General features: G+C 65.6%; 20 protein-coding genes, 1 tRNA gene and 1 pseudogene. 17 read left to right on the top strand and 5 right to left on the bottom strand.

Annotation, left to right across the window (positions count from 1 at the left end):
- Window positions 1–81 precede the first annotated feature (81 nt).
- On the top strand, window positions 82–1,239 hold the full coding sequence (rnd, locus tag J2X50_RS06855) for a ribonuclease D (protein WP_429093225.1): 1,158 nt from the start codon (window positions 82–84) through the stop codon (window positions 1,237–1,239).
- On the opposite strand, the gene J2X50_RS06860 is transcribed toward rnd, so the two are convergent.
- Both J2X50_RS06860 and guaB read right to left on the bottom strand, forming a co-directional pair.
- Complete coding sequence (locus J2X50_RS06860) at window positions 1,236–1,799, bottom strand: hypothetical protein (RefSeq protein WP_429093228.1); 564 nt, start codon at window positions 1,797–1,799, stop codon at window positions 1,236–1,238. The genes rnd and J2X50_RS06860 overlap by 4 nt on opposite strands.
- A complete protein-coding gene (guaB, locus tag J2X50_RS06865) occupies window positions 1,796–3,298 on the bottom strand; it encodes an IMP dehydrogenase (RefSeq protein ID WP_429093231.1) in 1,503 nt (500 codons plus the stop codon). The genes J2X50_RS06860 and guaB overlap by 4 nt, the downstream gene beginning before the upstream one ends.
- A 252-nt stretch (window positions 3,299–3,550) precedes the next feature.
- On the opposite strand from guaB, the gene J2X50_RS06870 reads away from it, so the two are divergent.
- From J2X50_RS06870 to J2X50_RS06880, 3 genes are all read left to right on the top strand, one after another.
- Window positions 3,551–4,651: a YjgN family protein gene (locus tag J2X50_RS06870; RefSeq protein ID WP_429093233.1), complete on the top strand. Its 1,101-nt coding sequence runs from the start codon at window positions 3,551–3,553 to the stop codon at window positions 4,649–4,651.
- Window positions 4,641–5,708, top strand: a complete 1,068-nt coding sequence (locus J2X50_RS06875) for a M48 family metallopeptidase (RefSeq protein ID WP_429093236.1) — start codon at window positions 4,641–4,643, stop codon at window positions 5,706–5,708. Before J2X50_RS06870 ends, J2X50_RS06875 begins: the two co-directional genes overlap by 11 nt.
- Window positions 5,709–5,814: 106 nt before the next feature.
- Complete coding sequence (locus tag J2X50_RS06880) at window positions 5,815–7,233, top strand: MFS transporter (protein WP_429093238.1); 1,419 nt, start codon at window positions 5,815–5,817, stop codon at window positions 7,231–7,233.
- Here J2X50_RS06880 and J2X50_RS06885 read toward each other — a convergent pair.
- Together J2X50_RS06885 and J2X50_RS06890 are read right to left on the bottom strand one after the other, a co-directional pair.
- Window positions 7,228–7,950, bottom strand: coding sequence for an RlmE family RNA methyltransferase (locus tag J2X50_RS06885; protein WP_347966878.1), 723 nt, complete (start codon window positions 7,948–7,950; stop codon window positions 7,228–7,230). The genes J2X50_RS06880 and J2X50_RS06885 overlap by 6 nt on opposite strands.
- On the bottom strand, window positions 7,947–9,362 hold the full coding sequence (locus J2X50_RS06890; RefSeq protein WP_429093242.1) for a Ppx/GppA phosphatase family protein: 1,416 nt from the start codon (window positions 9,360–9,362) through the stop codon (window positions 7,947–7,949). The genes J2X50_RS06885 and J2X50_RS06890 overlap by 4 nt, the downstream gene beginning before the upstream one ends.
- A gap of 222 nt (window positions 9,363–9,584) precedes the next feature.
- On the opposite strand from J2X50_RS06890, the gene J2X50_RS06895 reads away from it, so the two are divergent.
- Together J2X50_RS06895 and J2X50_RS06900 are read left to right on the top strand one after the other, a co-directional pair.
- A complete protein-coding gene (locus J2X50_RS06895; protein WP_429093243.1) occupies window positions 9,585–10,529 on the top strand; it encodes a lysylphosphatidylglycerol synthase transmembrane domain-containing protein in 945 nt (314 codons plus the stop codon).
- Between the two features lie 116 nt (window positions 10,530–10,645).
- Window positions 10,646–10,719: transfer RNA gene (locus J2X50_RS06900), tRNA-Gln, on the top strand.
- A 268-nt stretch (window positions 10,720–10,987) separates the two neighbouring features.
- Here the strand turns inward: J2X50_RS06900 and J2X50_RS06905 are convergent.
- Window positions 10,988–11,824: a formylglycine-generating enzyme family protein gene (locus tag J2X50_RS06905; protein ID WP_429093245.1), complete on the bottom strand. Its 837-nt coding sequence runs from the start codon at window positions 11,822–11,824 to the stop codon at window positions 10,988–10,990.
- A gap of 159 nt (window positions 11,825–11,983) precedes the next feature.
- Here J2X50_RS06905 and J2X50_RS06910 point away from each other — a divergent pair, with 159 nt between their 5' ends.
- From J2X50_RS06910 to J2X50_RS06960, 11 genes and pseudogenes are all read left to right on the top strand, one after another.
- Window positions 11,984–12,733 (top strand): GntR family transcriptional regulator, encoded by a 750-nt coding sequence (locus J2X50_RS06910; RefSeq protein WP_429093248.1) that lies wholly within the window; start codon window positions 11,984–11,986, stop codon window positions 12,731–12,733.
- Window positions 12,730–13,701 carry an ABC transporter substrate-binding protein gene (locus J2X50_RS06915; protein WP_429093250.1) on the top strand — a complete coding sequence of 324 codons (972 nt, stop codon included), beginning with the start codon at window positions 12,730–12,732 and terminating at the stop codon, window positions 13,699–13,701. Before J2X50_RS06910 ends, J2X50_RS06915 begins: the two co-directional genes overlap by 4 nt.
- Window positions 13,702–13,754: 53 nt before the next feature.
- A complete protein-coding gene (locus J2X50_RS06920) occupies window positions 13,755–14,537 on the top strand; it encodes an ABC transporter ATP-binding protein (protein ID WP_429093253.1) in 783 nt (260 codons plus the stop codon).
- Window positions 14,537–15,295 carry an ABC transporter permease gene (locus J2X50_RS06925; protein ID WP_429093255.1) on the top strand — a complete coding sequence of 253 codons (759 nt, stop codon included), beginning with the start codon at window positions 14,537–14,539 and terminating at the stop codon, window positions 15,293–15,295. The genes J2X50_RS06920 and J2X50_RS06925 overlap by 1 nt, the downstream gene beginning before the upstream one ends.
- A 64-nt stretch (window positions 15,296–15,359) precedes the next feature.
- Window positions 15,360–17,594: an arylsulfatase gene (locus J2X50_RS06930; protein WP_429093258.1), complete on the top strand. Its 2,235-nt coding sequence runs from the start codon at window positions 15,360–15,362 to the stop codon at window positions 17,592–17,594.
- Window positions 17,595–18,242: 648 nt separating this feature from the next.
- Window positions 18,243–19,535, top strand: coding sequence for an NCS2 family permease (locus J2X50_RS06935; RefSeq protein ID WP_429093261.1), 1,293 nt, complete (start codon window positions 18,243–18,245; stop codon window positions 19,533–19,535).
- A 141-nt stretch (window positions 19,536–19,676) separates the two neighbouring features.
- The gene (locus tag J2X50_RS06940; RefSeq protein WP_429093264.1) at window positions 19,677–20,423 is read left to right on the top strand and encodes a GntR family transcriptional regulator; all 747 of its coding nucleotides are present in this window, start codon (window positions 19,677–19,679) and stop codon (window positions 20,421–20,423) included.
- Window positions 20,424–20,561: 138 nt separating this feature from the next.
- A pseudogene (locus tag J2X50_RS06945) lies at window positions 20,562–22,033 on the top strand (putative N-acetylmannosamine-6-phosphate 2-epimerase).
- Window positions 22,034–22,050: 17 nt separating this feature from the next.
- Window positions 22,051–23,379 carry an extracellular solute-binding protein gene (locus tag J2X50_RS06950; protein WP_429093265.1) on the top strand — a complete coding sequence of 443 codons (1,329 nt, stop codon included), beginning with the start codon at window positions 22,051–22,053 and terminating at the stop codon, window positions 23,377–23,379.
- Between the two features lie 234 nt (window positions 23,380–23,613).
- Window positions 23,614–24,501, top strand: coding sequence for a carbohydrate ABC transporter permease (locus J2X50_RS06955; RefSeq protein ID WP_429093268.1), 888 nt, complete (start codon window positions 23,614–23,616; stop codon window positions 24,499–24,501).
- Window positions 24,498–25,319: a carbohydrate ABC transporter permease gene (locus tag J2X50_RS06960; protein ID WP_429093270.1), complete on the top strand. Its 822-nt coding sequence runs from the start codon at window positions 24,498–24,500 to the stop codon at window positions 25,317–25,319. Before J2X50_RS06955 ends, J2X50_RS06960 begins: the two co-directional genes overlap by 4 nt.
- Window positions 25,320–25,360 lie beyond the last annotated feature (41 nt).

The raw sequence follows: 25,360 nt of genomic DNA on the forward strand, positions 1-25,360 counted from the left end.
GCTTATCGGGCGCCGCAGGCGCTTGACGAAACGGCGCGTGGCTGAAATGGAATGGCAACGCGTTCTGACCAAAGCAATATTATGCATGTAATTACGACCCAGGAAGAACTCGAAACGACCATCGCGGCGCTGGAAGATTCCGGCTTCGTGACGGTCGACACCGAATTCATTCGCGAAACCACCTTCTGGCCCGAACTCTGCCTGATCCAGATGGCGGCGCCCGGCGTTTCGGCGCTGGTCGATCCGCTGGCGCCGGGAATCGACCTCAAGCCGTTCTTCCGCCTCATGGCCAACGAGGCGGTGACCAAGGTCTTCCACGCGGCCCGCCAGGACATCGAGATCATCTTCCATCTCGGCGGACTGATCCCGCATCCGGTGTTCGATACTCAGGTCGCGGCCATGGTCTGCGGCTTCGGCGACAGCGTTTCTTACGAGCAGATCGTGCAGAAGGTGACGGGCGGACGCATCGACAAGTCGTCGCGATTCACCGACTGGCGCCACAGACCGCTGTCCGAAAAGCAGCTCGAATACGCGCTGGCCGACGTCACCCACCTGATCGACGTCTACAAGCACCTCCAGTCCGAGCTCGAGCGAGAGGACCGCGCCCACTGGCTCAACGAGGAAATGGAGGTCCTGACCTCGCGCGAGACCTACGACCCGCACCCCGAGGACGCCTGGAAGCGGCTCAAGATGCGCCTGCGCAAGCCGCAGGAGCTCGCCATCGTGCAGGCGGTCGCCGCCTGGCGCGAACGCGAGGCGCGCGAACGCAACGTGCCGCGCGGGCGCGTGCTCAAGGACGACGCCATCTACGAGATCGCTCAGCAGGCCCCGCGTGACGCCACGGCCCTGTCGCGCCTGCGCACCACGCCCAAGGGCTGGGAGCGCTCGTCGCCGGCCACCGCGCTGGTCGGCGTGGTCAATGCCGCGCTGGACATCCCGCGCGACCAGATGCCCAAGCTGCCCAAGACCTTCCAGCCGCCAGAGGGAACGAGCGCCGCGGCCGAACTGCTGAAGGTGCTGCTGCGGCTGGTGTCGGAAAAGGAAGGCGTCGCACCCAAGGTGCTGGCATCGGGTGACGAGATCGACCGCATCGCCGCCGAGGGCGAGGCCGCCGACGTGCCCGCCCTCCAGGGCTGGCGCCGCGCAGTGTTCGGCGAGGCAGCGCTCAAGCTGGTTCGCGGCGAGATCGCCATCAGGTTCGACAAGCGCCGTATCGCGATCTTCGACGTCAAGGGCTAGCGCTGCAGCGCGCGTGAGCGCCTTGCCGCCGCAAGTGTGAAAGTGCCGATGACGACAACCGGCACCGCCAGAAACGCAAATTTGGCGACGATCAGCCCGGAGGCGAGCGCCATCGCCTCGGCGCCGGCCGATGGCGGGTCGGAGAGGATTCGCGCGACGACGACGTTTTCAGCGTAGTCGGCGATCGTATAGGGCAGCACCAATGCCAGCGCCAGGATCGCGCGCAGGCGGTCCGAAAGAGCCGCGAAGCGCGGCAGCCGATCTCCGGCCTTGAGGATGAGGCTCGTCAGCGTAGCCGACAACAGCGCCGGGAAGATCAGGTCGAAGGTGAGATAGTGCCAGACCAGGATGGTCTCGGCGCCAAGGCGCCCGAGGCCCGCCACCCAGGCGAAGCCCTCGCTCTCCGAAAATCCCCAGAAACGCAGGTCGAGCGACGAGAGGCCGCCGCTCAACCTGCGGAAATAGAGGAACTCCAGCATCGTCATGGCGGCGAAGACCGCCGCCGTGGCGAAGCTCAGCGCGGCCGCATGACGCCGCAGCCTCAGGATCGCATGGATCACGCGCCGCCCGGGTAGTTCGGGCTTTCGCGGGTGATGGTCACGTCATGGGCGTGGCTCTCGCGCAGGCCGGCATTGGAGATGCGCACGAAGGTGGCGCGCTCGCGGAAATCGGCGAGGTCACGCGCGCCGACATACCCCATGGCTGCCTTGAGGCCACCTGCCAGTTGATGCAGCACGCCTGCGACCGGGCCCTTGTAGGGAACCTGGCCCTCGATGCCCTCGGGCACGAGCTTCAGCGTGTCGCGGACTTCCGCCTGGAAGTAGCGGTCTGCCGATCCGCGGGCCATGGCGCCCACCGAGCCCATGCCGCGATAGGCCTTGAACGAGCGGCCCTGGTGCAGATAGACCTCGCCCGGGCTTTCGTCGGTGCCGGCCAGCAGCGAGCCGATCATGGCGGCACCCGCACCGGCGGCCAGCGCCTTGGCGAGATCGCCCGAGAACTTGATGCCGCCGTCGGCGACCACGGTGACGCCGGACTTCTGCGCTGCCTCGACGGCCGACATGATGGCCGAAAGCTGCGGCACGCCGACGCCAGCCACGATACGGGTGGTGCAGATCGAGCCCGGCCCGATGCCGACCTTGACCGCGTCCGCGCCCGCGTCGATCAGCGCCTGCGCACCGTCGGCGGTGGCGACGTTGCCGGCCATGATGCGAACCGAATTCGAGATCTTCTTGGCGCGGGCGACGGCGTCGAGCACGCGCTGCGAGTGGCCATGGGCGGTGTCGATGACCAAAAGGTCGACGCCGGCGTCGATCAGGCGCTCGGCACGCTCGAAGCCGTCATTGCCGACGCTGGTGGCAGCTGCGGCGCGGAGACGGCCCTGCGCATCCTTGGTGGCGTTGGGGTTGAGCTGCGACTTCTCGATGTCCTTGACGGTGATGAGGCCGACGCAATTGCCCTGCTTGTCGACGACGAGCAGCTTCTCGATGCGGTGCTTGTGCAGGAGCCGCTTTGCTTCCTCCTGATCGACGTTCTCCTTGACCGTGATCAGGTTCTCCCGCGTCATCAGCTCGTAGACCTTCTGGGCGGGGTCCGAGGCGAAGCGCACGTCTCGGTTGGTGAGGATGCCGACGAGGCGGCCGGTCTTCTGCCCGCCGGTACCGCCGTTCTCAACGACGGGAATGCCGGAGATGGTGTAGTGGCGCATCAACGCCAGCGCATCGGCAAGCGTCGCGTCGGGGCCGATGGTGACCGGGTTGATGACCATGCCCGATTCGAACTTCTTGACCTGGCGGACCTGCTCGGCCTGTTCGGCCGGCGAGAAGTTGCGATGGATGACGCCGATGCCGCCGGCTTGCGCCATGGCGATCGCGAGGCGGGCTTCGGTGACCGTATCCATGGCTGCAGAGATGATCGGCACGTTGAGGTCGATGTCGCCGGCGATGCGCGCGCGGATGTCGGTCTCACCGGGCATGACCTCGGAGTGCCCCGGCTGCAGAAGCACGTCGTCGAAGGTCAGCGCCAGCGCGCCGGTGGAAGATTCGATGATTTTCGCCATGGCCACTCCTCAGGGGACGTCGGAAGGAAGAATGCGAAAACGGGCGCTGGAACCAATGGTATGCAGCGCCGACTCCTCATCTTCCCTTTCAGGATTGGCGCTGGCTGGTAACACGTCTTGAGGCCGATGAAAAGCATGCGATGCAGGCCAATCGACGCATCGGGGCGCCGGCGCCGCTTGCGCCAACCCACTTTTTTGGCAAGGTGCGGCAAGGGGCAGATTCAGCTTTGAATTGCGGGGGACGACAACAGCATGAACGACATGTCGAGCCTGCAGCCGCCGGCAGCGCCAAGTCTGGCGATGCGGCGGGAGCCGTTCACGTTCACGGGTACCGCACGCGAATATTTCGGCATCTGGATCGTCAACGTGCTGCTGACCATCCTGACGCTCGGCATCTATTCGGCCTGGGCCAAAGTGCGGCGCCAGCGTTACTTCTATGGCAATACGCATCTTGCCGGCGCGACCTTCGATTACCACGCCTTGCCCTGGCGCATCCTGATCGGGCGCATCATCGTCCTGGTGATGCTGGTGCTCTACAACGTCACGCTGCAGTTCCTGCCGCTGTTCGGCCTGCTCGTCTTCGCGATCTTCATGTTCGCCATCCCCTGGTTCATCATGCGCGGCCTGCGCTTCAACGCGCGGGTGACGAGCTATCGCAACGTCCGCTTCGATTTCACCGGCACCTATTGGGGCGCCTTCCTGGCCTATATCGTTGGCGGCTTGCTGATCTACGGCTCGGCCGGCCTGCTCGCGCCCATCGCCTCGCGCTGGATGTGGAACTACATGCTGGGCAACCTTCGCTATGGCGGGCGTCCGATCATCTGCGACCCACGGCTGGACAAGCTCTACCGACAGATATGGCTGCCGGCGTTCGTGCTGATCGGCGGGGGCCTGGTCGGCATCGCCATTGCGGCGTTCGTCCTGGTATCGGCGGGGCTTCCGGCATTGGATCCCGCCACGGCCAGCGGATGGTCGGTCGGCGTGATGGTGGTCACCATGTATGCCGCGATGATACCGCTGTTCCTGGTCTTCATGCTGGCCGGCCTGATCTACCGCGCAGGCATCCGCAACGTCGTCTTCAACGAAACGGTCATCGACGGGCGGCACGTACTGGCCTCGTCCATCGGGCGGCGCCGCTTCGCATCGATTTCGATCACCAATCTCCTGGCAACGATCTTCTCCCTCGGTCTCGCCCGCCCGTGGGCAGCGGTCAGGATGGCAAAGTACATGGCGACGGTAACCGCGCTCGACAGCACCGGCTCGCTCGACGCCTACACGAGCGCGCTGCAGAACGAGGGCACCGCGACCGGCTCCGAGTTCCTCGACGTGGAAGGGTTCGACCTTGGTTTCTGAGAAGGAGACCGTCGCCGGCCTTTGGCGCAGGGCGGGAGAGGCCCGTGCCGCCGATGCCCGGCTGGCGATATCGGCCGACGGGATGGCGACCGTCGCCGATCCCGTTGGTGCCGTCCTTGCTTCGGGAGCCTTTCAGGCGCTCAAAGTGTCGGATCGCGTGGGCTCGATCCCGCGCCAGGTCACCTATCCCGACGGCAGCGTCTTCGAGACGGACGACAATGACGGCGTCGACCGGCTTGTCGCCACCCACTCATCCAGCAGTGCCGGCTTCATCCACAGGCTGGAACGGTTCCGCCCACGGCTGGTGCTGTTCGTCCTGGCAACGATCGTGCTGGGTTCCGCAGTCTATCGCTATGCCATGCCGCTGCTGGTCGAAGTGGCGATATCCGTCACACCGCCGGTGGTGACCACACTGATGAGCAAGAGCGCGCTCGCATCGCTCGACCAGGCTATCTTCGAACCGAGCAAGCTCAGCCCCGAGCGCCAGAAATCGTTGAGCGACGGCTTCGCCGAACTGGTGGCACAGACGGATGAGCCACCATCGGAACGCGCCGCATATGCCCTCAACTTCCGCGCCGGCGGTCCCATCGGCCCCAATGCCTTCGCCCTGCCCGACGGCACGGTGGTTCTGACCGACGAACTGGTGGAGCTGGCCGGCAAGGACGACGAAATGATCCTGGGCGTGCTCGGCCACGAGATCGGCCATGTCGACCATAAACACAGCCTGCGCCAGCTTTATCGCGCGGCGGGCGTGACGGCGCTGATCATGCTGATCGGCGGCGATATCGGCTCGGGCACCGAAGACATCATGGTCCAGGGCGCGGCCCTGCTCAGCCTGTCCTATTCGCGCGACGCCGAGACCGACGCCGACAGGTTCAGCGTGGCGCTCTTGCGCAAGGCCGGAAAGGACCCTGCCGCCATCGCCCGCTTCTTCGAATTGCTGCGCGACAAGCTTGGCGATCGTGCCGAAGGCAGCTTCCTGTCGACGCATCCCGCAACGCCCGAACGCATCGCCGAAACCCGGCGCTATGCAAGCGAGGTCGGCGGCTCGAACTGACTGGCCTTGAAGAGCGGCGCGCCCTGGCAGCGGACAGGCTGGCGACAGCGTGCTACGCGTCCCCGATCGGCGCATTGCCGCCGCAACCGACCCATACCGTTCCGACATGTCCACGAATCGAACCACTCCGCTGATCCTGGCGGTCGCCCTCTTCATGGAAAACATGGATTCCACGGTGATCGCCACCTCCCTGCCGGCGATCGCCACGGATATCGGCGCCAGCCCGATCGCCCTCAAGCTGGCGCTCACCGCCTATCTCGTGTCGCTCGCCATCTTCATCCCCGTCAGCGCCTGGATGGCCGACCGGTTCGGCGCCAAGCGGGTGTTCAGGGTCGCGATCGGCGTGTTCATGCTGGGCTCGATCGCCTGCGCGCTTTCCAACTCGCTCGGCGCCTTCGTGCTCGCGCGCTTCCTGCAGGGCATGGGCGGCTCGATGATGACGCCGGTGGCGCGGCTGGTGCTGGTGCGCACGACCGAAAGGAGCGGGCTGGTCTCGGCCATGGCGACGCTGACGATCCCCGCTCTCATCGGCCCGCTGATAGGGCCGCCGGTGGGCGGCTTCATCACCACCTTCTTCGCCTGGCAGTGGATATTCCTGATCAACATTCCGATCGGCATCGTCGGCATCTGGCTGTCCGGCCGCTTCCTGCCCGAAATCCCGCCTGAGCCGACCCAGCGCATGGATGTCGTCGGCTTCTTCCTGTCGGCCATCGCCGCCTCGGGCATCGTCTTCGGGCTTTCGGTCGTCAGCCTGCCGGCGCTGCCGCCCGTGGTCGGGGCGATCACCGTCAGCGTCGGCGTGGCCTGCGCCCTGCTCTACATCCGGCACGCCCGGCGGACGCTCCATCCGCTGCTCGAGCTCAGGCTGTTTTCCAATCCCGTATTCAGGACCGCGATCGTCGGCGGCTCGCTGTTCCGCATCGGCGTCGGCGCGACGCCGTTCCTGCTGCCGCTCTTGTTCCAGCTGGGCTTCGGACTTACGCCATTCCAGTCGGGCATGATCACCTTCGCCTCGGCCGCAGGCGCGCTGTCGATGAAGTTCGTGGCGCCGCGCATCCTGCGCTCGGCCGGCTTCCGCACCGTGCTTCTGGTCGCATCCGGGGCGTCGGCCTGCCTGATTGCCATCAACGGCTTCTTCACGGCCGAAACGCCCTATCTGCTGGTCCTTGCCGTGCTGTTCTTGGCAGGGTTCCTGCGCTCGCTGTTCTTCACCTCGTCCAACGCCCTGGTGTTCGCCGATGTCGAGCCGGCCAAGAGCGGACAGGCGACTGCGATTTCGGCAGCGGCCCAGCAGATCACGGTTGCGCTGGGTGTGGCCGTCGGCGGCGGAGCGCTGGAACTTTGGAGCGCGTTCACCGAACAGGCGATCGGCGACGCGGGCTTCACTTTCGCCTTCCTCGTCATCGCCACCGTCACGGCCACGCCGATGCTGCTGTTTGCGCGGTTGGCGCCCGACGCCGGCGGCGCGATCTCCGGCCACCACAAGTCCCGGGTGCCGGCGGCGGAAGAGCCTCAGCAGCTATGACGGCTCGGGCTCGGCGCGGCCCTTGAAGTCCTTGGCCAGGAGATAGAGCTCCACCGATTCGTCGCGCGAGGCCGGCGGCTTGACGTGGTGGACGGAGCGGAAGTTGCGCTTGAGCTGGTCGAGCAGACCGGCCTCGGTGCCGCCCTGGAACGTCTTGGTCAGGAAATGGCCGCCCGGCTTCAGCACCGAGATGGCGAATTCCGCCGCCACCTCGCACAGATGCATGGTGCGCAGATGATCGGTGCGGCGGTGCCCGGTCGTCGGCGCAGCCATGTCGGACACCACGATGTCGGGCTCGCCGCCGAGGGTTTCCGCAAGCTTCTCCGGCGCCTCGGGGTCGAGGAAGTCCATCTGCAGGATGGCAGCACCCGGCACGGCATCCATCTCGAGATAGTCGATGCCCACGACATGCGGGTTCTCTTCGGTCGAGCGGGTGCGCGCCGCCGCGACCTGGCACCAGCCTCCCGGTGCGGCGCCAAGGTCGATCACCTTCATGCCAGGCTTCAGCAGGTGGTGCTTGTCGTCGATCTCGATCAGCTTGTAGGCGGCGCGCGACCGATAACCGTCGGCCTTGGAGCGCTGGACGTAGGGGTCGTTCATGTGCCGCTCGAGCCAGCGGCGCGACGACTCCTTGAGGCCGCTCTTCTTCTTGATCTTGGTCCGCAGCACGCGGGTTGCGCCTGCCGAAGTGCCGGGTTTGGTCGGTTTCTTGGTCATGCCCGCTGTCCGTTCCGCCAGTTGCGCCGCCACACGCCGTCGTCGGCCATCAGTTCGCTCAATATGCCCTCGCGCAGGCCGCGATCGGCAACCCTGAGCCGCTCCGACGGCCACACCGCGCGGATCGCCTCGAGTATGGCGCAGCCCGCCAGCACAAGATCGGCCCGGTCCGCGCCGATGCAGGGGTTGGCCACGCGCTGATGGAAATCCCAGCCGAGCAGCTTCTCGACCATGCGGTCGACGCTGGCGCCGTCCATCCACAGGCCATCGACCCTGCGGCGGTCATAGCGGTCGAGTTCCAGGTGGACGCCGGCCAGCGTGGTGACGGTCCCAGAGGTGCCGAGCAGGTGGAACTTCGGGCTCGAAACGATGTGGCCGAGCCGGTCGCGGCCGTCGAACGCCTGCAGCCGCTCGGCGACGTCGGCCACCATGGCGCCGAATATCTCGCGGGTCACCGTACGGCCGCCGAATCGCTCGGCCAGCGAGACGACGCCCACCGGCAGCGACGTCCAGGAAACGATGTGGTTTGCGAGCCGCGGCGAGCGGTGGCGCGAGACGTCGATCAGGGCGATCTCGGAGGACCCGCCGCCGATGTCGAACAGCACCACGCCGTCCGTGTCGCGCTCGACCAGCGAGCCACAGCCGGAAACGGCGAGCCGCGCCTCGGTGCGGCGATCGATGATCTCGAGCTTGAGGCCGGCCTCTCGCTCGACCCGGTCCAGGAATTCCTCGCCGTTGGCGGCGGCGCGGCAGGCTTCCGTGGCGATCAGGCGGGCACGCCTGATCCTGCGGCTGCGCAGCTTGTCGGCGCAGACCTTCAGTGCCTCGACCGCCCTGTCCATGGCCGGGCGCCCGAGCCGGCCCGAGGCGGTCAGCCCCTCGCCCAGGCGCACGATGCGCGAGAAGGCGTCGACGACCCTGAACTGCCCGGGGCGTCCGGGCACGGCGACGAGCAGGCGGCAATTGTTGGTGCCGAGGTCGAGGGCGGCAAAGATTGGAAGGTCGGAAGCCGCGGCTCGGCGCGGCATGCCATTCGGCGCGGCCGCAGCGTCGGATTTCGCCATCCGCGCAGGCTCCGTCTGCGGCGGCAAGGCCTTCGGCACGGTCACCGACGGCTCGGCGGCAACGGCTGCGACAGGTCCGCCGTCGCGGGCGTAAACCTTGCGGCCGCGGCGGCGCTTGCGCCTTTTCCTGGTCTTGCCCTTGGGTTGCGTGGCGTCCGCATTGGCACCGCCGACGACAGGCCGTCCGACGGCCTGTCGCCCCGGCCGGGACGGCTCCCCGCCATTCGGCGACGGACCTTCCCCCGAGACACCCGCATCCGGCCCTTCGGCGCCGGCTTCGCGGTTCTTCACGTTGCAATTTCCTTCTCGCGCCGCGCGAACCTGACGGACGCTGCACGCGCATTTCATCTTGTGTTGGTTGCAGACTATCAGCGCATGGGCAGATCACCAAGGCCCGGCCGGATCGTTTTTTGCCAACGCCCGCCCGAAGCGTCGGGGAAAGCCCCGGTCCGGGTTGAATAGCCGGCTTCGATGGGGCAAAGCTGAAATCGAGCCGGAAATGCGAGCGGACGCATCGGCCCGACGAGGCACGAAAAACGCCAATCGAAAGGAGCGGGCAAGCCCCGCCGCATGAGAATCAAGGACTATATCTGGCCAGTCATCGGGCTCGCCGCCGTCGCCGTTTCCGCCTGGCTGCTCTACAACGAGTGGCGCGAAATTTCCCTCGACGACGTCTGGAGCGGCATTGCCGCCATCCCCCTGCGGGGCTGGCTGCTGTCGGCGCTGAGCGCCGTCGTCGCCTACGCGGCGCTGGCCGGATACGACCACATCGCGCTTCTCCATATCGGCAAGCGCGTGTCGTGGTTCTTCGTCACCGTCTGCTCCTTCACCACCTACGCGCTGTCGCACAATATCGGCGGATCGGTCTTTTCCGGGGCGGTGATCCGCTACCGTGCCTATGCCTCCAAGGGGCTGACCGGGCACGACGTCGGGGTGCTGGTGGCGATCTGCTGGTTCACCTTCGTGCTGTCCAGCGTGTTCGTGGGCGGGTTGGTGCTGCTCATCGAGCCTTCGTTGCTCGACCGCTACACCGAAGGACAGTACGAAGGATGGTGGATCGCGCTCGGCCTTGCGATGCTGCTGTTCGTCGCCGCCTACATCTTCGGCAGCTGGCTACACCTCAGGCCGCTCGCCATCGGCAGGGTCCGCCTGCACTACCCGGCATTACCGATCGTGGCGCGCCAGTTGGTTATCGGCCCGCTGGAAATCCTCGCCGCCGCCGCGATCATCTTCTTCGCGCTGCCTGCGGAGAACAATCCGGGCTTCCTGGTCGTCCTCGGCATCTTCCTGTTCTCCTTCGCCATGGCGCAGGCCTCGCACGCGCCAGGCGGCCTCGGCGTGCTGGAAGTCGTCTTCCTCACCGGCCTTGCGGAAATGGACCCCGCGGCCGTGCTCGCCGCCCTCCTCGTCTTCCGGCTGTTCTACCTGATCATCCCGCTGCTTCTCGCCATCGTCGCGGTGCTCGCCTTCGAGCATTCCCAACTCGGACGCCGCAGCCGCCACGACGAGGTGTGAAAAGCGAAAAATCAAGTGCCGGACGGGGTTGACTATTTTCCGCCGGCGGCTACAAGGCGCGCTCAGGTGGCTGCGTCAAACGCGACCCGCCGGTGCCGAACAAGCTTCGGCCCTGCTGGGGAATAGGTTAACGGTAGACCCACGGACTCTGACTCCGTTAGTCCTGGTTCGAATCCAGGTTCCCCAGCCAACTCGCCTCCCAGAAGCTTTGAAATCGGCGGGATTCATGACCTTTCGTTGGTCGTCGTTCCACGTCGAATCGGCCTTCCGCAAGTGGTGCCCACAACTGATGTCCAGAGCTGGTGTCCATCCGGCCTGGACGGGCGGAGCACGGGCGGATGGGACTGCGCAGACATCAGATCGAGAACCCGCATGCAGCGGCTCCACACCATAACATGCTTCTGCGAACTCATTCCACGTGGTTATGGATCCCCATTCGGAAAGGGCATGGTCGGCGGCTATACTGCGAGGTCGCCGGCGCAGCGAAAGCCGAGATGGCTCGAGGTAGCGCTGTGGTGGTTGCCGGTCCGGGCTGCGACCCGGTAGCGGTTGCAGTAGCTGGCATGGCAGAGATAGGAGCCGCCACGCATCGCCATCAATCCGGCCGGCTCGCTCGACCAGGGCGAAGCGGTCCACTCCCAGACATTGCCGAGCATGTTGTAGAGGCCGAAGCCATTGGGCGGAAAGCTCCGTGCCGGCGCGGTTGCGAGATACCCGTCTTCGGCGCTGTTGCTGATCGGAAAGCGTCCTTGCCAGATGTTGCACATGTGGCGATCGCCTGGATGCAACTCGTCGCCCCAGGAATAGACCGCCCGCTGCAGCCCGCCGCGCGCGGCCGCTTCCCATTCGGCTTCCCTGGGCAAGCGCTTGCCTGCGAACGTCGCAAAAGCGACGGCGTCGTTCCATGACACATGGACGACCGGATGATCGCGCCGGTCATGCCAGGTGGAGCCGGTGCCGTCGGGCTGGTGCCAGTTGGCGCCGCGAACCGGCGCCCACCAGTCCGGCGCGCTCGCATCCGCATCGGCTGCTATCGCGGCGTCGGGATGGATCTGGGCGATGAAGACGAACGACCAGCCCAGGCGCTCGGCCTCCGTCACATAGCCGGTGGCGCCGACGAAGGACGCAAAGGCCTGATTGGTCACCGCAGTCCTGTCGACCAGGAACGCCGGAAGGTCGACCGGGCGCACCGGTCCCTCGCCGTCGCCCGGATTGGCGATCGCACGGTCCTCCCCCAGAAGCCAGCGCCCGGCCGGTATCAGCGCCATGTCAGGGTGGCTGCCGGCTTCGAGCAATGCGGTTCCTGTCAACGGCTCGGCAAAATGATCGGCCTGCGATCGGCCCGGAGAACAACACGACACGGCTCATTCCTGTCGAAAAATGGATCGACCGAGTTTGACTCCTTCCCGATCCTGCGTAAAGGTAGGACGTCCTACCTCTTGGAGGAGAGAGTGATGTCGGGAACTGCCACCGAACGTGTCATGCAGTACATTCGCCAGCAAAAGCTGGTCGCAGGCGACCGCTTGCCTGCGGAAATCGACATTTCCCGGATGCTCGGCCTCAGCCGCAATTCGCTGCGCGAGGCCTATGCCGACCTGATGGCCAAGGGCCTGCTCAAGAACAAGCATGGTGTCGGCACCTTCATTGCCAACCCGCCGATCCTCAACGCCCTGACCGGTTCCGCCGGTTTCTGGAACCTGATCGAGAATGCCGGGATGAAGGCGTCGTTCCGCGAGATTCGGCGCGACCAGGTCGTCGCGCCGAAGGAGATCGCCGTCATCCTGGGCCTGGCCGCCGAGAAGCCGGCCCATCGTTTGCGCTGGCTGTTCCTGGCCAACGGCCAGCCCTGCATCCTCGTCGACCATTATCTCGCCCGCAGCGTGCCGCCGAGCGCGTTCAACCAGACCACGGAGCATGATGCGCTCGCCGCCATCGCCCCGTTCACCGTCATCGACGGCGCATCGCTGTCGACGCGCACCTCGGCGATCAACGCCACGGCCGATGTCGCCGAACTGCTCGAAGTCAGCGAGGGCGACGCGCTTCTGTGGAGCACCGCGCTCGTGTATTCGGGCAATGGCAGCGTGCCCCTCGCCTCACGCTCCTGGATGGTCCCGCAGCTTCTGAACAGCCATCAGGTGATGGCCCTCGCCCCGATTCATTTCCAGGGCAATTCCGCCCATTCGCCGGAGGACGAACCGAAATGACCCGCTTCACAAAGATTGTCCTTGGCCTCGCTTCGGGCCTCGTGCTCTTCTCGGCCCAGATCGCCGGGGCGCAGACCCTGGAGCCGGTGCGCTTCGGCGTCGACGCCTACACCACCGGCTCCCAGATCTGGGTCGCCAAGGAAAAGGGCTTCTTCGAGAAAGAAGGAATAGACGCCCAGATCACCACCTTCGCCACCGGCGTCGAGGCGATCGATGCACTGCTGATCGGCCGCGCCGACATGGCGGTCGGGCTCGATTTCCCGATCGTCTCGCGCATCCAGGGCGGCAAGCTCACCGTGCTTGCCGGCATCTTCCATTCCAAGCCCGGCTTCCACAAGCTGGTGGTCAGCAACGACATCAAGGATGCCAAGGACCTTGTCGGCAAGAAGATCGGCATTGCCACCGGCACCGCCCAGCACCTGATCACAATGAAGTATCTCGAGGAGAACGGCATTGCCGAGGACAAGGTCGAGATCGTCGGCTTCACCAGCCTGCTCGAGATCGTTGCCTCCCTCCGCTCCGGCCGCATCGACGCCGCCTTCGTCTGGGCCGACGGCACCGAGAAATCGACCGACGGCGGCAATCACTATGTGCTGACCGATGATGCGGCAGCCAAGCGCAACAGCAGCGCCTACATCGCCGCGCAGACCGAGTTCACCGAAAAGCATCCGGAGCTGACGGTCGCCACGCTGCGCGCGCTCAACGCGGCAAGCCAGTTCATCGCATCCAACAAGGACGAGGCGGCAGCTCTCATCGCCAAGAACACCCGTGCCCCCCGCGACACGGTGCGCGACCTCCTCAACTACAACGAATTCGCCTTGGCGCTAACTGACTACGAGCGCGCAGGCTTCAAGGAAGTGGCTGACTTCCTGGCCAAGACGAAGGCGCAGCCGGTCAGCTTCGACACCGGCGTCAATCCGAAATTCCTTGGGGAAGCCGCCCCCGGCCTGGTCAAGCTGGGCAACTGAGCGGACCTGCGATGACAAATACTCAAGCAAGCCAGGCCGCACCTGCAGGTGGCATGCCGGCAGTCGTCTTCGACAAGGTCGGCATGGCCTATCCCGGCCAGAAGGCAGGCAGCGAGCTGATCCTGGCCGACCTCTCCGTCACCGTCGCGCAAGGCCAGTTCTTCGTGCTGGTCGGTCCCAGCGGCTCCGGCAAGTCGACCTTGCTCAAGATCGTTGCCGGAACCGAGAAGCAGACCGAAGGTCGCGTGCTCGCCAATGGCGAAGCAATCGCCGGTCCGGACAGACGGCGCGGCATGGTGTTCCAGTCGATCGAGGAGCCGCTGTTCCAGTGGCTGACGGTCGCCGAAAACATCGGCTTCGGCCCGAACGTCGCGGGCAAGCCCCGGACCGAGTGCCGCGATGTGGCGCAACGCTACATCGATCTCGTCGGCCTTCGCGGCCACGAGGAGAAATTTCCGCATGAGCTGTCGGGCGGCATGAAGCAGCGCGTCCAGATCGCCCGCACGCTGGCCGCCCAACCTGAGCTGATCCTGTTCGACGAGCCTTTCGCGGCCCTCGACGCGCTGACACGCCGTGTGCTGCAGAAGGAGCTGACGCGGATCTGGCGCGAGACCGGCTGCACCATGGTCTATGTCACCCATGACATTCGCGAGGCCGTGCTGCTTGGCCAGCGCGTCGCCGTCATGAGCCGGGGGCCGCGCGCCAACATCACCCGCATCTACGACATCGACCTGCCCTATCCGCGCGACGACCTCGACGGACGTTTCGCCGATGCCGTCAAGGCGATCGAGGGCGACATCGAAAGGGAGGCGGCTTCGCAATGGGAGCAAAGCTGATGCCATCCTACGCCTGGTCGGCGCTCAGCGTCGCAGCCGTCGTGATCCTATGGCAGATGGCCTCGACCTGGCTGGTCGACCCGATGTTCCTGCCCGCCCCGCTCGCCGTCCTCAGCGGCGCCGGACAGATGCTGGCCGAGGGCACGCTGACGCAGTCGATCCTCGTCTCGATGATGCGCATTCTCTCGGGCTGGTTCCTCGGCAGCGCCATCGCCATCCCGATCGGCCTCGCGGTCGGCGTCTCGCCGGTGGCGCGCCATCTGGTCGACCCGTTCATCCACTTCTTCCGTTTCGTTCCTGCCATCGCGCTGGTGACCTTGTTCATCATCTGGTTCGGCGTCGGCGAGATGTCGAAGATCATCCTGATCGCCTATGCGACGGCCTTCATCGTCATGGTCAACACGGCAAGCGGCGTGTCCTCGATCTCGCAGGACAAGCTGAATGCCGCACGCTGCCTCGGCGCCAATGAGCGGCAGGTGTTCTTCAAGGTGATGATCCCGGCCTCCCTGCCCTCGATCTATGTCGGCATGCGGCTGGCGCTCGCCTCGTCCTTCCTTGTGATCGCGGCCGCCGAAATGCTCGCCGCCGATGCGGGCCTCGGCTACATCATCTGGACCTCGCGCCTCTACTTCCAGGTCGACTGGATGTTCGCGGCCATCATTGCGCTCGGCCTTCTCGGCTTTGCCACCGACAGGCTCTGGCGGCTTCTCGGGCGCACGCTGCTCAAGCGCTATCTGCGCGGCGTCACCGGTTACTGACCCAAGCGGCCGGGCCGCCCCGTTGCCGCGGCCCGGCGACCATCTCACAAGATCGGGGTAGAGCATGCCTTCCGAATTCCGCGGACATATCGGCCGCACGCACCACGAATCCGAGCGCGACTATGCCGACATCCCGGTCGGCCCGGCGGGCAAGCCGAACGTCATCTATGTCGTGCTCGACGACGTCGGCTACTCCGACCTCGGCTGTTTCGGCTCGTCCATCGACACGCCGAACTTCGATTCCCTCGCCGACAACGGCCTGCGCTACAGCAATTTCCACACCACCACGCTGTGTTCGCCGACACGCGCCTGCCTGCTGACCGGGCGCAACCACCATTCGGTCGGCATGCGCTACCTGGCAAATGCCGACATGGGCTGGCCCTCGGGCCGCGGCGCGATCAGCCACCGCGCCGGTACACTCGCCGAAATGCTCAAGCTGCAGGGTTATGCGACCTATGCGGTAGGCAAATGGCACCTTGCGCCGACCGAAAACGCCAATGCCGCCGGCCCCTTCGACCAGTGGCCGCTCGGCCGCGGCTTCGAGCGCTTCTATGGCTTCATGAACGGCAGCACCGACCAGTTCCACCCGGAGCTCTGCCAGGACAACCAGCAGGTTCCGCCGCCGGCGACGCCCGAGCAGGGCTATCATTTGTCCGACGACCTTTCGGACCACGCGGTGCGCTACATTGCCGACAAGATGGCGATCTGGCCCGACAAGCCGTTCTTCCTCTATCTCTGCTATGGTGCGGGGCATTTCCCGCACCAGGCGCCGGCGCAAACGCTGGCCAAATACCGCGGCCGCTTCGCCCATGGCTGGGATGAAGAGCGCGTGCGACGGCTGGCCAAGCAGAAGGCCATGGGCCTCGTGCCTGAGAACACCGAGCTGCCGCCGCCGAATCCCGGCGTGCGTGCGTGGAGCGAGCTTTCCCCTGAAGAGCGCGAGGTGTCGGAGCATATGCAGGAGGCCTATGCCGCCCTGCTGGGCCATACCGATGCTGCCTTTGGCAAGCTGCTCGCATTCCTGGAGCGAACCGGCATTCGCGACAACACGATCATCGTGCTGATTTCGGACAATGGCGCGTCCACCGACTGCGATCCCGACGGCACGACCAATGTGCTGCGCTGGTTCAATCGCCTGCCCGAAGACTATGCCGTGTCGCGCGAGCGCCTGGCGGAAATCGGCACGGCGCGCAGTTCGGGCAACTATCCATGGGGCTGGGCGCAGGCGTCGAATACGCCTCTCAAGCTCTACAAGAGCTTCACCCATGGCGGCGGCGTGCGCGACCCGATGATCTTCTCGTGGCCGTCAGGCATCGCCGACAAGGGCAAAGTGCGTACCCAGTTCACCCATGTCACCGACATCACGCCGACGATCATGCAAATCTGCGGCGTCAGCGCGCCCGAGAGCATCAACGGCGTGCCGCAGATGCCGATCCATGGCGAGAGCTTCGCCTATTCCTTCGACGCGCCGGAGGCGGCGACCACCAAGCAATCGCAATACTTCGAAATGTACGGCCATCGCAGCATCTGGCATCGCGGCTGGAAGGCGGTGACGCGGCACAAGGCCGGCAGCGACTTCGACAGCGAAAGCTGGGAACTCTACCACCTCGACGAGGATTTCTCCGAGCTGCGCGACCTCTCCCGCGAAAAGCCGGAAAAACTGGCCGAAATGAAAGAACGCTGGTGGGCGGAGGCCGGCCGCTACGGCGTGATGCCGCTCGACGACAGCGACGTGCTGTTCAAGCCGCCCTACCGGCCCGGCGCGCCGCGCTGGCGCAGCGAATGCAGCTTCTTCCCGCCGATCTCCTCGATCCCCGCGGAAGCGGCACCGATGACGCAGGACGTCTCGCACCGCATCACCATCGAGATCGAGCGCGGCCATGCAAGCCAGGGCGGCGCGCTCGTCTGCTTCGGCAGCTGCCATGGCGGCTATGCGCTCGACATCATCGAGAACCGGCTGGTCTACACCTACAATTATGCCGGCTTCGAGGTCAGCCGCCTCGTGTCGGACCAGGAACTGCCGCTTGGCAAGACGACCGTCGCCTACGAATTCGAGAAGACCGGCACGCTCAAGGGACGCGGCCGCCTGAGCGTGGACGGCCGGCCGGCCGGCGAGCATTCGTTCGAGCGCACCCTTCTCAGGCTGTCGTTGTCGCCGCTGATGTTCGGACGCAGCAATGCCGAACCAGTCGACCCGGACAGGCCAGCGAACCCGGATTTTGCGGGGCGGATCCTGCGCATCGACTATGCCATCGGCAGCGACCGGGAGGCCTCACTGTCAAGCCTGGATGTGGATTGACCAGATTTGCGGGACATCGAGCGGAGCGGCATCCATCAGACATAGGCAAACTTTGCCTACATGCCCTACGGGCGCCGACCACGACGAAGCCGTCAAGCCCGTTGACGCCACCGTCGAGATGCCGACCCCGTGCTCTGGTCAGGAATGCATTCGCGCATCCCCAAGTCGTGACATTGGCCCAGAGTGTCGCGGCAGATAATCGAGAATGATCAGGCTTGACACTACCGGCCTGCATGGCGAGCAGCTCAGGTGGCAGGACTTCGGACGGCAGTGATCGTTTGTTTCGGCAGATTCATGCGGGAACTCATCAGGCCGGGGCATCGGCATCGCGACACTGCCCTGCGGCGCCCAGTGCCGCCGCCAGGGGCGCGATCCGTTCGGAAAATGGCGAAACTGCTTCGCGCAGAATTGACCGTTCCGGCACTTGTGCGGAAATTCCAACCGGCGGATTTTAGGGACGGTTTGGGCGGGCGGCTTGCCTTGCGCCAAATGTATTGTCGCCGCCGGCGTGGGAAGGGTGCGCTGAAGCAGCGCCAAATGCCGGCAGACCCGGTGCTCCAGAGTTAGCAGGGGCCGTACGCGATCCGTGTCATTGTCATGGCTCGCTTCACCGCCTGCGCGCCCGGCGCACCGCATGGGAGGTAGAAAGTGGTCGAAAAGTTCTTCAACCTGGAGGAGCAGGGCTCGTCCGTGCGGACGGAGGTGATCGCGGGCATCACCACCTTCCTGACGATGTCCTACATCATCTTCGTCAACCCCGAGATCCTGTCGTCGACGGGCATGGATCGCAGCGCCGTCTTCGTGGCCACCTGCCTTGCGGCAGCGCTCGGCTCGATGATTATGGGCGTGGTCGCCAGATGGCCGATCGGCATGGCCCCCGGCATGGGCCTCAACGCCTTCTTCGCCTTCACCGTCGTCGGGACCATGGGTTTCACCTGGCAACAGGCGCTGGGCGCGGTGTTCATCTCCGGCGTCATCTTCCTGATCCTGACGGTCACCGGCGTGCGCAGCTGGCTGATCGCCGGCATCCCGCACTCGATGCGCAGCGCGATTGCGGCCGGCATCGGCCTGTTCCTCGGCATCATCGCGCTGAAGAGTTCGGGTATCGTCGTCGACAGCCCGGCTACGCTGGTGACGCTCGGCAACCTGAGCCAGACCGGCACGCTGCTGGCGATCCTCGGCTTCTTCATCATCGCCGCGCTCGACGCGCTCAAGGTGCGCGGCGCCATCCTGATCGGCATCCTCGTCATCACCGTGCTGTCGATGGCGCTCGGCGTCAGCCAGTTCAACGGTATCGTTTCGATGCCGCCCAGCATCCTGCCGACCTTCCTGCAGCTCGACGTCGTCGGCGCCCTGAACGCAGGGCTGGTGCACGTGATCCTCGTCTTCGTGCTGGTCGAGGTGTTCGACGCCACCGGCACGCTGATCGGCGTCGCCAAGCGCGCCGGCCTGATCGAGCCCGGCAAGCCCAACCGCCTCGGCCGGGCCCTGCTCGCCGACAGCACGGCGATCGTCGCCGGCTCGCTGCTCGGCACCAGCAGCACCACCGCCTATGTCGAAAGCGCCTCCGGCGTCCAGGCCGGCGGCCGCACCGGGCTGACCGCGCTGGTCATCTCGCTGCTGTTCCTGGCAGCCCTGTTCTTCTCGCCGCTCGCGGGTTCGGTGCCGGTCTACGCCACCGCCCCCGCCCTGCTCTACGTCGCCGGCCTGATGATGCGCGAACTGGTCGAGGTCGAATGGGAGGACGTCACCGAGGCCATCCCGGCGGCGCTCACCGCGCTGATGATGCCCTTCACCTACTCGATCGCCAACGGCCTGGCCTTCGGCTTCGTCAGCTACGCGATCCTGAAGACCCTGACGGGACGCCCCGGCCAGGTGCATGCCGCAACCTGGCTGGTCGCGGCCCTGTTCATCATCCGCTTCGCCTTCTTCACCGAATGAGGCTTCCATGCCGGGCGCCGTCGCGCCCGGCATGCCCGCCCTGGCAGGCGGAACCGGGCAATTGCGCCCACAAGAACAATACCAGTTTAACACCTGAAAAAAATTCTGCATAAAGGGGCCATCTTCAAACGGGTGGCTCCGATGAGCGATCAGGCAATCCTCGACTTCCTCGCAAGCGAGCTTTCGGGCGAGAGCGGCGAACCGCTGTACCGAAGGCTCGAAGACGCCATCAAGCAGGCCATCGCCACGGCCCAGCTCAAGCGAAATGCCGTCATCCCCAGCGAACGCACCCTGTGCGACGCGCTCGGCATCTCCCGCGTCACCGTGCGCAAGGCCATCGACGGGCTCGTCTCCGACGGCCTGCTCGACCGCCGCCAGGGTGCCAAGACGGTCGTATCGTCGCGCCTTGAGAAGTCGCTGGCGACCATGACCAGCTTTTCCGAGGACATGCGCTCGCGCGGGCTGCAGCCTGGCTGCGTCTGGATTTCCCGTGAGATATCGCGCCCTTCGCCGGCGGAAATGATGGCTCTTGGCATTTCCGGCAGCGAAAAGGTGGTGCGCCTGCGCCGCCTGCGCACCGCCGACGACACGCCAATCGCCATCGAGATCGCTACGCTGCCGGCCCGTTTCGTGCCTGATCCCCAGGCGGTCAAGGATTCGCTCTACGAATACCTCGAGGCCACCGGTGCCCTTCCCGTGCGGGCGCTGCAGCGCATGCAGGCGAAGCCCGCCACCGACGAGGAGCGCCAGCTTCTCGAAACGCCGGAGGACACGTCGCTGCTGGTCATGGAGCGTCGCTGCTTCCTCGCCGACGGCCAGATCGTCGAATTCACCCAGACCAAATATCGCGGCGACGTCTACGACTTCGTCATCGAACTGATGCGATAATACCAGTTCAAAGCCTGTTGCAATCTGGTCTTATGCTGCTACCGTCTGGGCATCACAGGAGATGCCCGCGTGCCGCTTGACTTCAAAGCCCTCGACAATGGTCTCATCGTGTCCTGCCAGCCCGTGAAGGATGGCGCCATGGACAAGGCGGAGATGGTCGTGGGCTTCGCGCTGGCGGCCATCGACGGCGGCGCCGCCGCCCTGCGCATCGAGTCTGCCGAGTACGTCGCCGCCGTCCGCGCCGCCACCGGCAAGCCGATCATCGGTCTGATCAAGCGCGACCTCGACGACACGCCCGTCCGCATCACGCCGTGGCTCGAGGACGTCGATGCGCTTGCTGCGGCTGGCGCCGACGTCATCGCCTACGACGCCACCCAGCGTGTCCGCCCGGTTTCGACCAGGGCGCTCATCAAGCGCATCCATTCGCACGGCCGCGCCGCCATGGCCGATTGCTCCATCGTCTCCGACGCCGAGCAGGCGCTGGCCGAGGGCGCCGACGTCGTCGGCTCCACGCTCGCCGGCTACACCGGCCCGGTCGAGCCGACCGAGCCCGACTTCGCGCTGATCTCGGCCATGCGCAGGCTCACGCCTTACGTCGTCGCCGAAGGCAATGTCCGCACCCCGGTCCAGGCGCAGCAGGCGCTGGCAGCAGGCGCCTCGATGGTCGTCGTCGGCTCGGCCATCACCCGGCCGGAATACGTGACGTCGTGGTTCCGGGCAGCACTCGATGAAACCATCGCCAAGGCTGGAGCCTGATCGCCATGGCCGACACCGTCCTCGCACTCGACATCGGCGGCACCAAGATGCTCGCGGCCCTGGTGCGCGGAAACGAGGTGCTCGAGACGTACAGGATGCCTACTCCGCGCAGCGGCGATCCAGAGCTGTGGCTCACCGCCTTGTTCGACGCGATTTCGGGCTGGAAGGGCCGCTACGACACCGTCGGCATCGCCGTCACAGGCATCATCGACGACGGCTGCTGGTCGCCGCTCAACCGCAAGACGCTCGACATTCCCGACCGCTTTCCGCTGGTCGAGACCGTCAGGCGGCTGGCCGGCACCGACGCCGTGCTCGCCGCAAACGACGCACAGGCCGCCGCCTGGGGCGAATATTCCTTCGGCGCCGGCCAGGGCCGGGACCTCGTCTTCCTGACCATTTCCACCGGTATCGGCGGCGGCATCGTCGTCAACGGCCGCCTGCTAGGCGGGCTCGCGGGCCATTTCGGCCTGCTGCACAGCCTCGACGAGGATGCCGGCGTGCTCGAGGACCACGTCTCCGGCAACTGGATCGCCGCGCAGGCTGCCCCCTACCAGGCAGGCGCCACCGCGCGCGAGGTCTTCGAGGCAGCGGCCGCCGGCCAAACCTGGGCGAAAGACATCATCCAGGCCTCGATGCGCCAGACCGCACTCCTGTGCCGCAACATCCAGCTGGTGCTCGACCCTGCCCGCATCGTCATCGGTGGCGGCATCGGCCTTGCTCCGGGCTATCTCGAATCCGTACGGCAGGCACTGGGAAGCCTGCCGCCACGGCTCACCCCGCAACTTCACGCCGCAGCGCTCGCCGAGAGCGCCGGCGTCGTGGGCATCGCGGACCTAGCAAAGCGTCAGAACTGACTTAGAGGGAGAGCAACATGACATTTTCCAACCTGAGAAAAGGCGGCCTGATCGCGGCTGCGATCGCCAGCCTGCTGGCGAGCCCCGCCTTCGCCAAGGTGACCGTGCTCGGCTGGCCGGGCGGCCCGGAAGAAACCGCGCTGCGCGCCGCCGCCGACGCCTACAACGCCAAGTCGGACACCTCGGACGCCAACAAGGTCGAGCTGCTGTTCTTCAACCGCGACGGTTTCTGGGACAAGCTGCAGGCCGACCTCGCCGCCGGCTCCAAGGCCTTCGACGTCAACCTGCTCGCCACTTATTCGATCGGCCGCTATGCGCCATTCATGGAACCGGTCGAGCTGTCGGATGAAGCCAAGGCGGTCTATGGCGACTCCGTGCTCACCACCATGCAGTACGAAGGCAAGCAGTTCGGCGTTCCGACCGACCTGTCGCTGCATTTCATGTACTACCGCAAGGACCTGATCGACGCCCTGATGAAGGACGATGCGGCCAAGGCCAAGTTCGCCGAAATCTCGGAGAAGCACCTCGGCAAGAAGCTCGAGCCGAAGAACCCGGACGAGTGGACCTGGGACGACTATGCCGCGACCGCGCTTTATTTCACCCAGGCCGTGAACCCCGACAGCCCGACCCGTTACGGCACCGTGCTGCAGCTCAAGAACCTGCTGTTCAACATGATGGTGTTCCAGTCGCTGCCGCGCTCCTATGGCGGCAACTGGATGGACGCGGGCGGCAAGGTCACGGTCAATTCCGACGCCTACCGCAAGGGCCTCGAGACCTACAAGCTGCTCTATGACGCCGGCGCCAGCCCGCGCGACTCGCTGTCCTACGAGTTCGCCGAGGCCAACGCCGCCTACGCGTCCGGCCAGGTCGCCGCGATGATGCAGTGGAATGCCGCAGCCACCGACCTGACCTCGAAGGACAAGTCGCCGGCAGTCGCCGAGGTCACCGAGACCATCGCTCCGCCGGCTGGCCCCGAAGGCCGCTTCACCCACATCCACGGCCTCGGCTTCGGTCTCAACAAGAACGCCGAGAACAAGGATGGCGCCAAGGCCTTCATCAAGTGGCTGTCGTCGAAGGAAGCAGCCCTCGTCTACGCCAGGAACAGCGGCGCTCCGGCGCTCACCCCCGAAATCGTCAAGGAAGTCGCGACCGAGCGTCCCGACCTCGTCAAGCTCGGCGAGTTCGCCAGCAAGTACGGCTACGTCATGAACGGCGGCACCTCGGCCAAGGCGCTCTCGGTCTACGAGCTCCAGGCCAAGGAGTTCACCGGCTACTGGTCGGGCCAGCAGTCGCTCGACGACGCGCTTGCCAACACCGAGAAGGGCATGACCGAGCTTCTCAAGTAACGGCGTGGCCGGTGGCGGCACCAGTTGCCACCGGCCATTCCCACAGGTTCAGGATTCGGCACCTCCCTGCGCCTCCATGCCCATGGCATGACGAAAGGGCGATCCTAGCACCATTTTCCGTCCCGTTGCGCGGGTCCGAGGTGCCGAGTCCTGAACCTTACATACAGACGCCACCGCCGCCGGGTCCGGCCAGCGACCATTGCTTCCATCGGAATGCCAGCCTTAGATCGATTGATGACAACGCTATCGCAACGCGCCCCCTCGTCCGAATTCCGCCTGCTGGCAACCCCGCTGGTGCTGTTCCTGCTCGTTTTCCTAGGCTTCCCGGCGATCGTCAATCTCGTCTATTCGGTCTCCGAGGTCAGTTTCGAGACCCTGCGCAGCCCCGAGATCACCGGCTTCTCCAACTTCGCCGCCGTCTGGAACGACTCGTCGTTCTGGCAGGCGAGTTGGTTCTCGTTCCGCTTCGGCCTGCTCACCGCCCTCCTCGAATGCGCGCTCGGCCTGTTCCTCGCCATCTTCCTTTCGCCGCTGATCAAAAAGCGCAGCTGGCTGATGGCGATCCTGATGCTGCCGCTGATGGTCGCGCCCGCGCTCGTCGGCCTGATGTACCGCCTCGTGCTGCACGAGTTCGTCGGTCCGGTGCCCTATTATCTCTGGACCTGGTTCGGCGCGAGCTTCTCGTTCCTCGGACCCGCTTCGGCCTTCTGGACGCTGATCGTGGTCGAGACGCTGCAGTGGACGCCGTTTGCCTTCCTGCTCTTCTACATGGCCTACCAGGCCATCCCCAAGGAGATCATCGAGGCGTCCGCCATGGACGGCGCACGCTACCGCCACCGGCTCTGGTACATCGAACTGCCGCTGATGGCGCCGACCATCGTGGTCGCGCTGCTCATCCGCTTCATCGACGGCTTCCGCGTCTTCGACAACGTCTATGTGCTGACCGGCAGCGGTCCCGGCGGCTCCACCGCCTCGCTGTCGATCTACATCTACGAGGCCTTCTTCAAGCAGGGCGCCATCGGCAAGGCGGTCGCGGCTTCCGTCATCCTGTTCGTGGTGTCGTTCGCGGTGCTCTACGGCCTCAACGCAATCGCCGCCCGCCGCAAGGGAGCCGCACGATGATCAACGCCCTTCGCTGGATCGTCTTCGCATTCGCTGCCTTTACGATGAATTTCCCGATCCTCGTCACGCTGTCGACCTCGTTCAAGAGCGCGCGCGAGCTGTCGACCAATCCCGGACTCTGGGTCTATGCGCCGACGCTGGAGAACTACGCCACCGTCTTCACCGTGTCAGACCGGCTGAACATCTTCCTCTACCTGATGAACAGCGTCGCGGTCGCCGCCCTCGGCACGCTGCTTGCCGTGGCGCTTGCCCTGCCCGCCGCCTATGCGATCGCCCGCGGCAAGGTCGGCGAGCGCACGCTCCTGCCCTTCATCGTCAATCTGCGCGCCGTGCCGCTGATCATCTTCGCCATCCCGCTCTACATGATGTTCCAGTGGCTGGCGCTGCTCGACACGCGCCTCGGCCTCGGCCTGATCCTGACCATCGTCAACCTGCCGCTGGCACTCGTCATCCTGGTCAACGCAATCCGCGACCTGCCGGGCGAGCTCGACGAGGCGGCACTCATGGATGGCGCGACGCGCTTCCAGATCCTGACCAGGGTGATCGCGCCGCTCTGCCGCCCGGCCATCGTCACCAGCCTGATCTTCGGCTTCATCACCGCCTGGAACGAGTTCCTGTTCGGCCTGATGCTGACCACGTCCAAGGCGGTGCCCATCACCGTCGGCGCCTCGTTCTTCTTCGCAGCCAGCGGTGGCGGCGTGCAGTGGGGCGTGGCCTCGGCCGTCATGATCGTCGGCGCCTTGCCGCCGATGCTGCTCGGCCTTCTCATGTATCGCCAGATCAGCGGTTCGATGACGGCCGGCGCGGTCAAGGGCTGACACGCACATCGGCCCGAAAATCCCATGATTTTCGGGCCGAT

The organism is Aminobacter sp. BE322, assembly GCF_050433525.1.
Classification (GTDB): Bacteria; Pseudomonadota; Alphaproteobacteria; order Rhizobiales; family Rhizobiaceae; genus Aminobacter.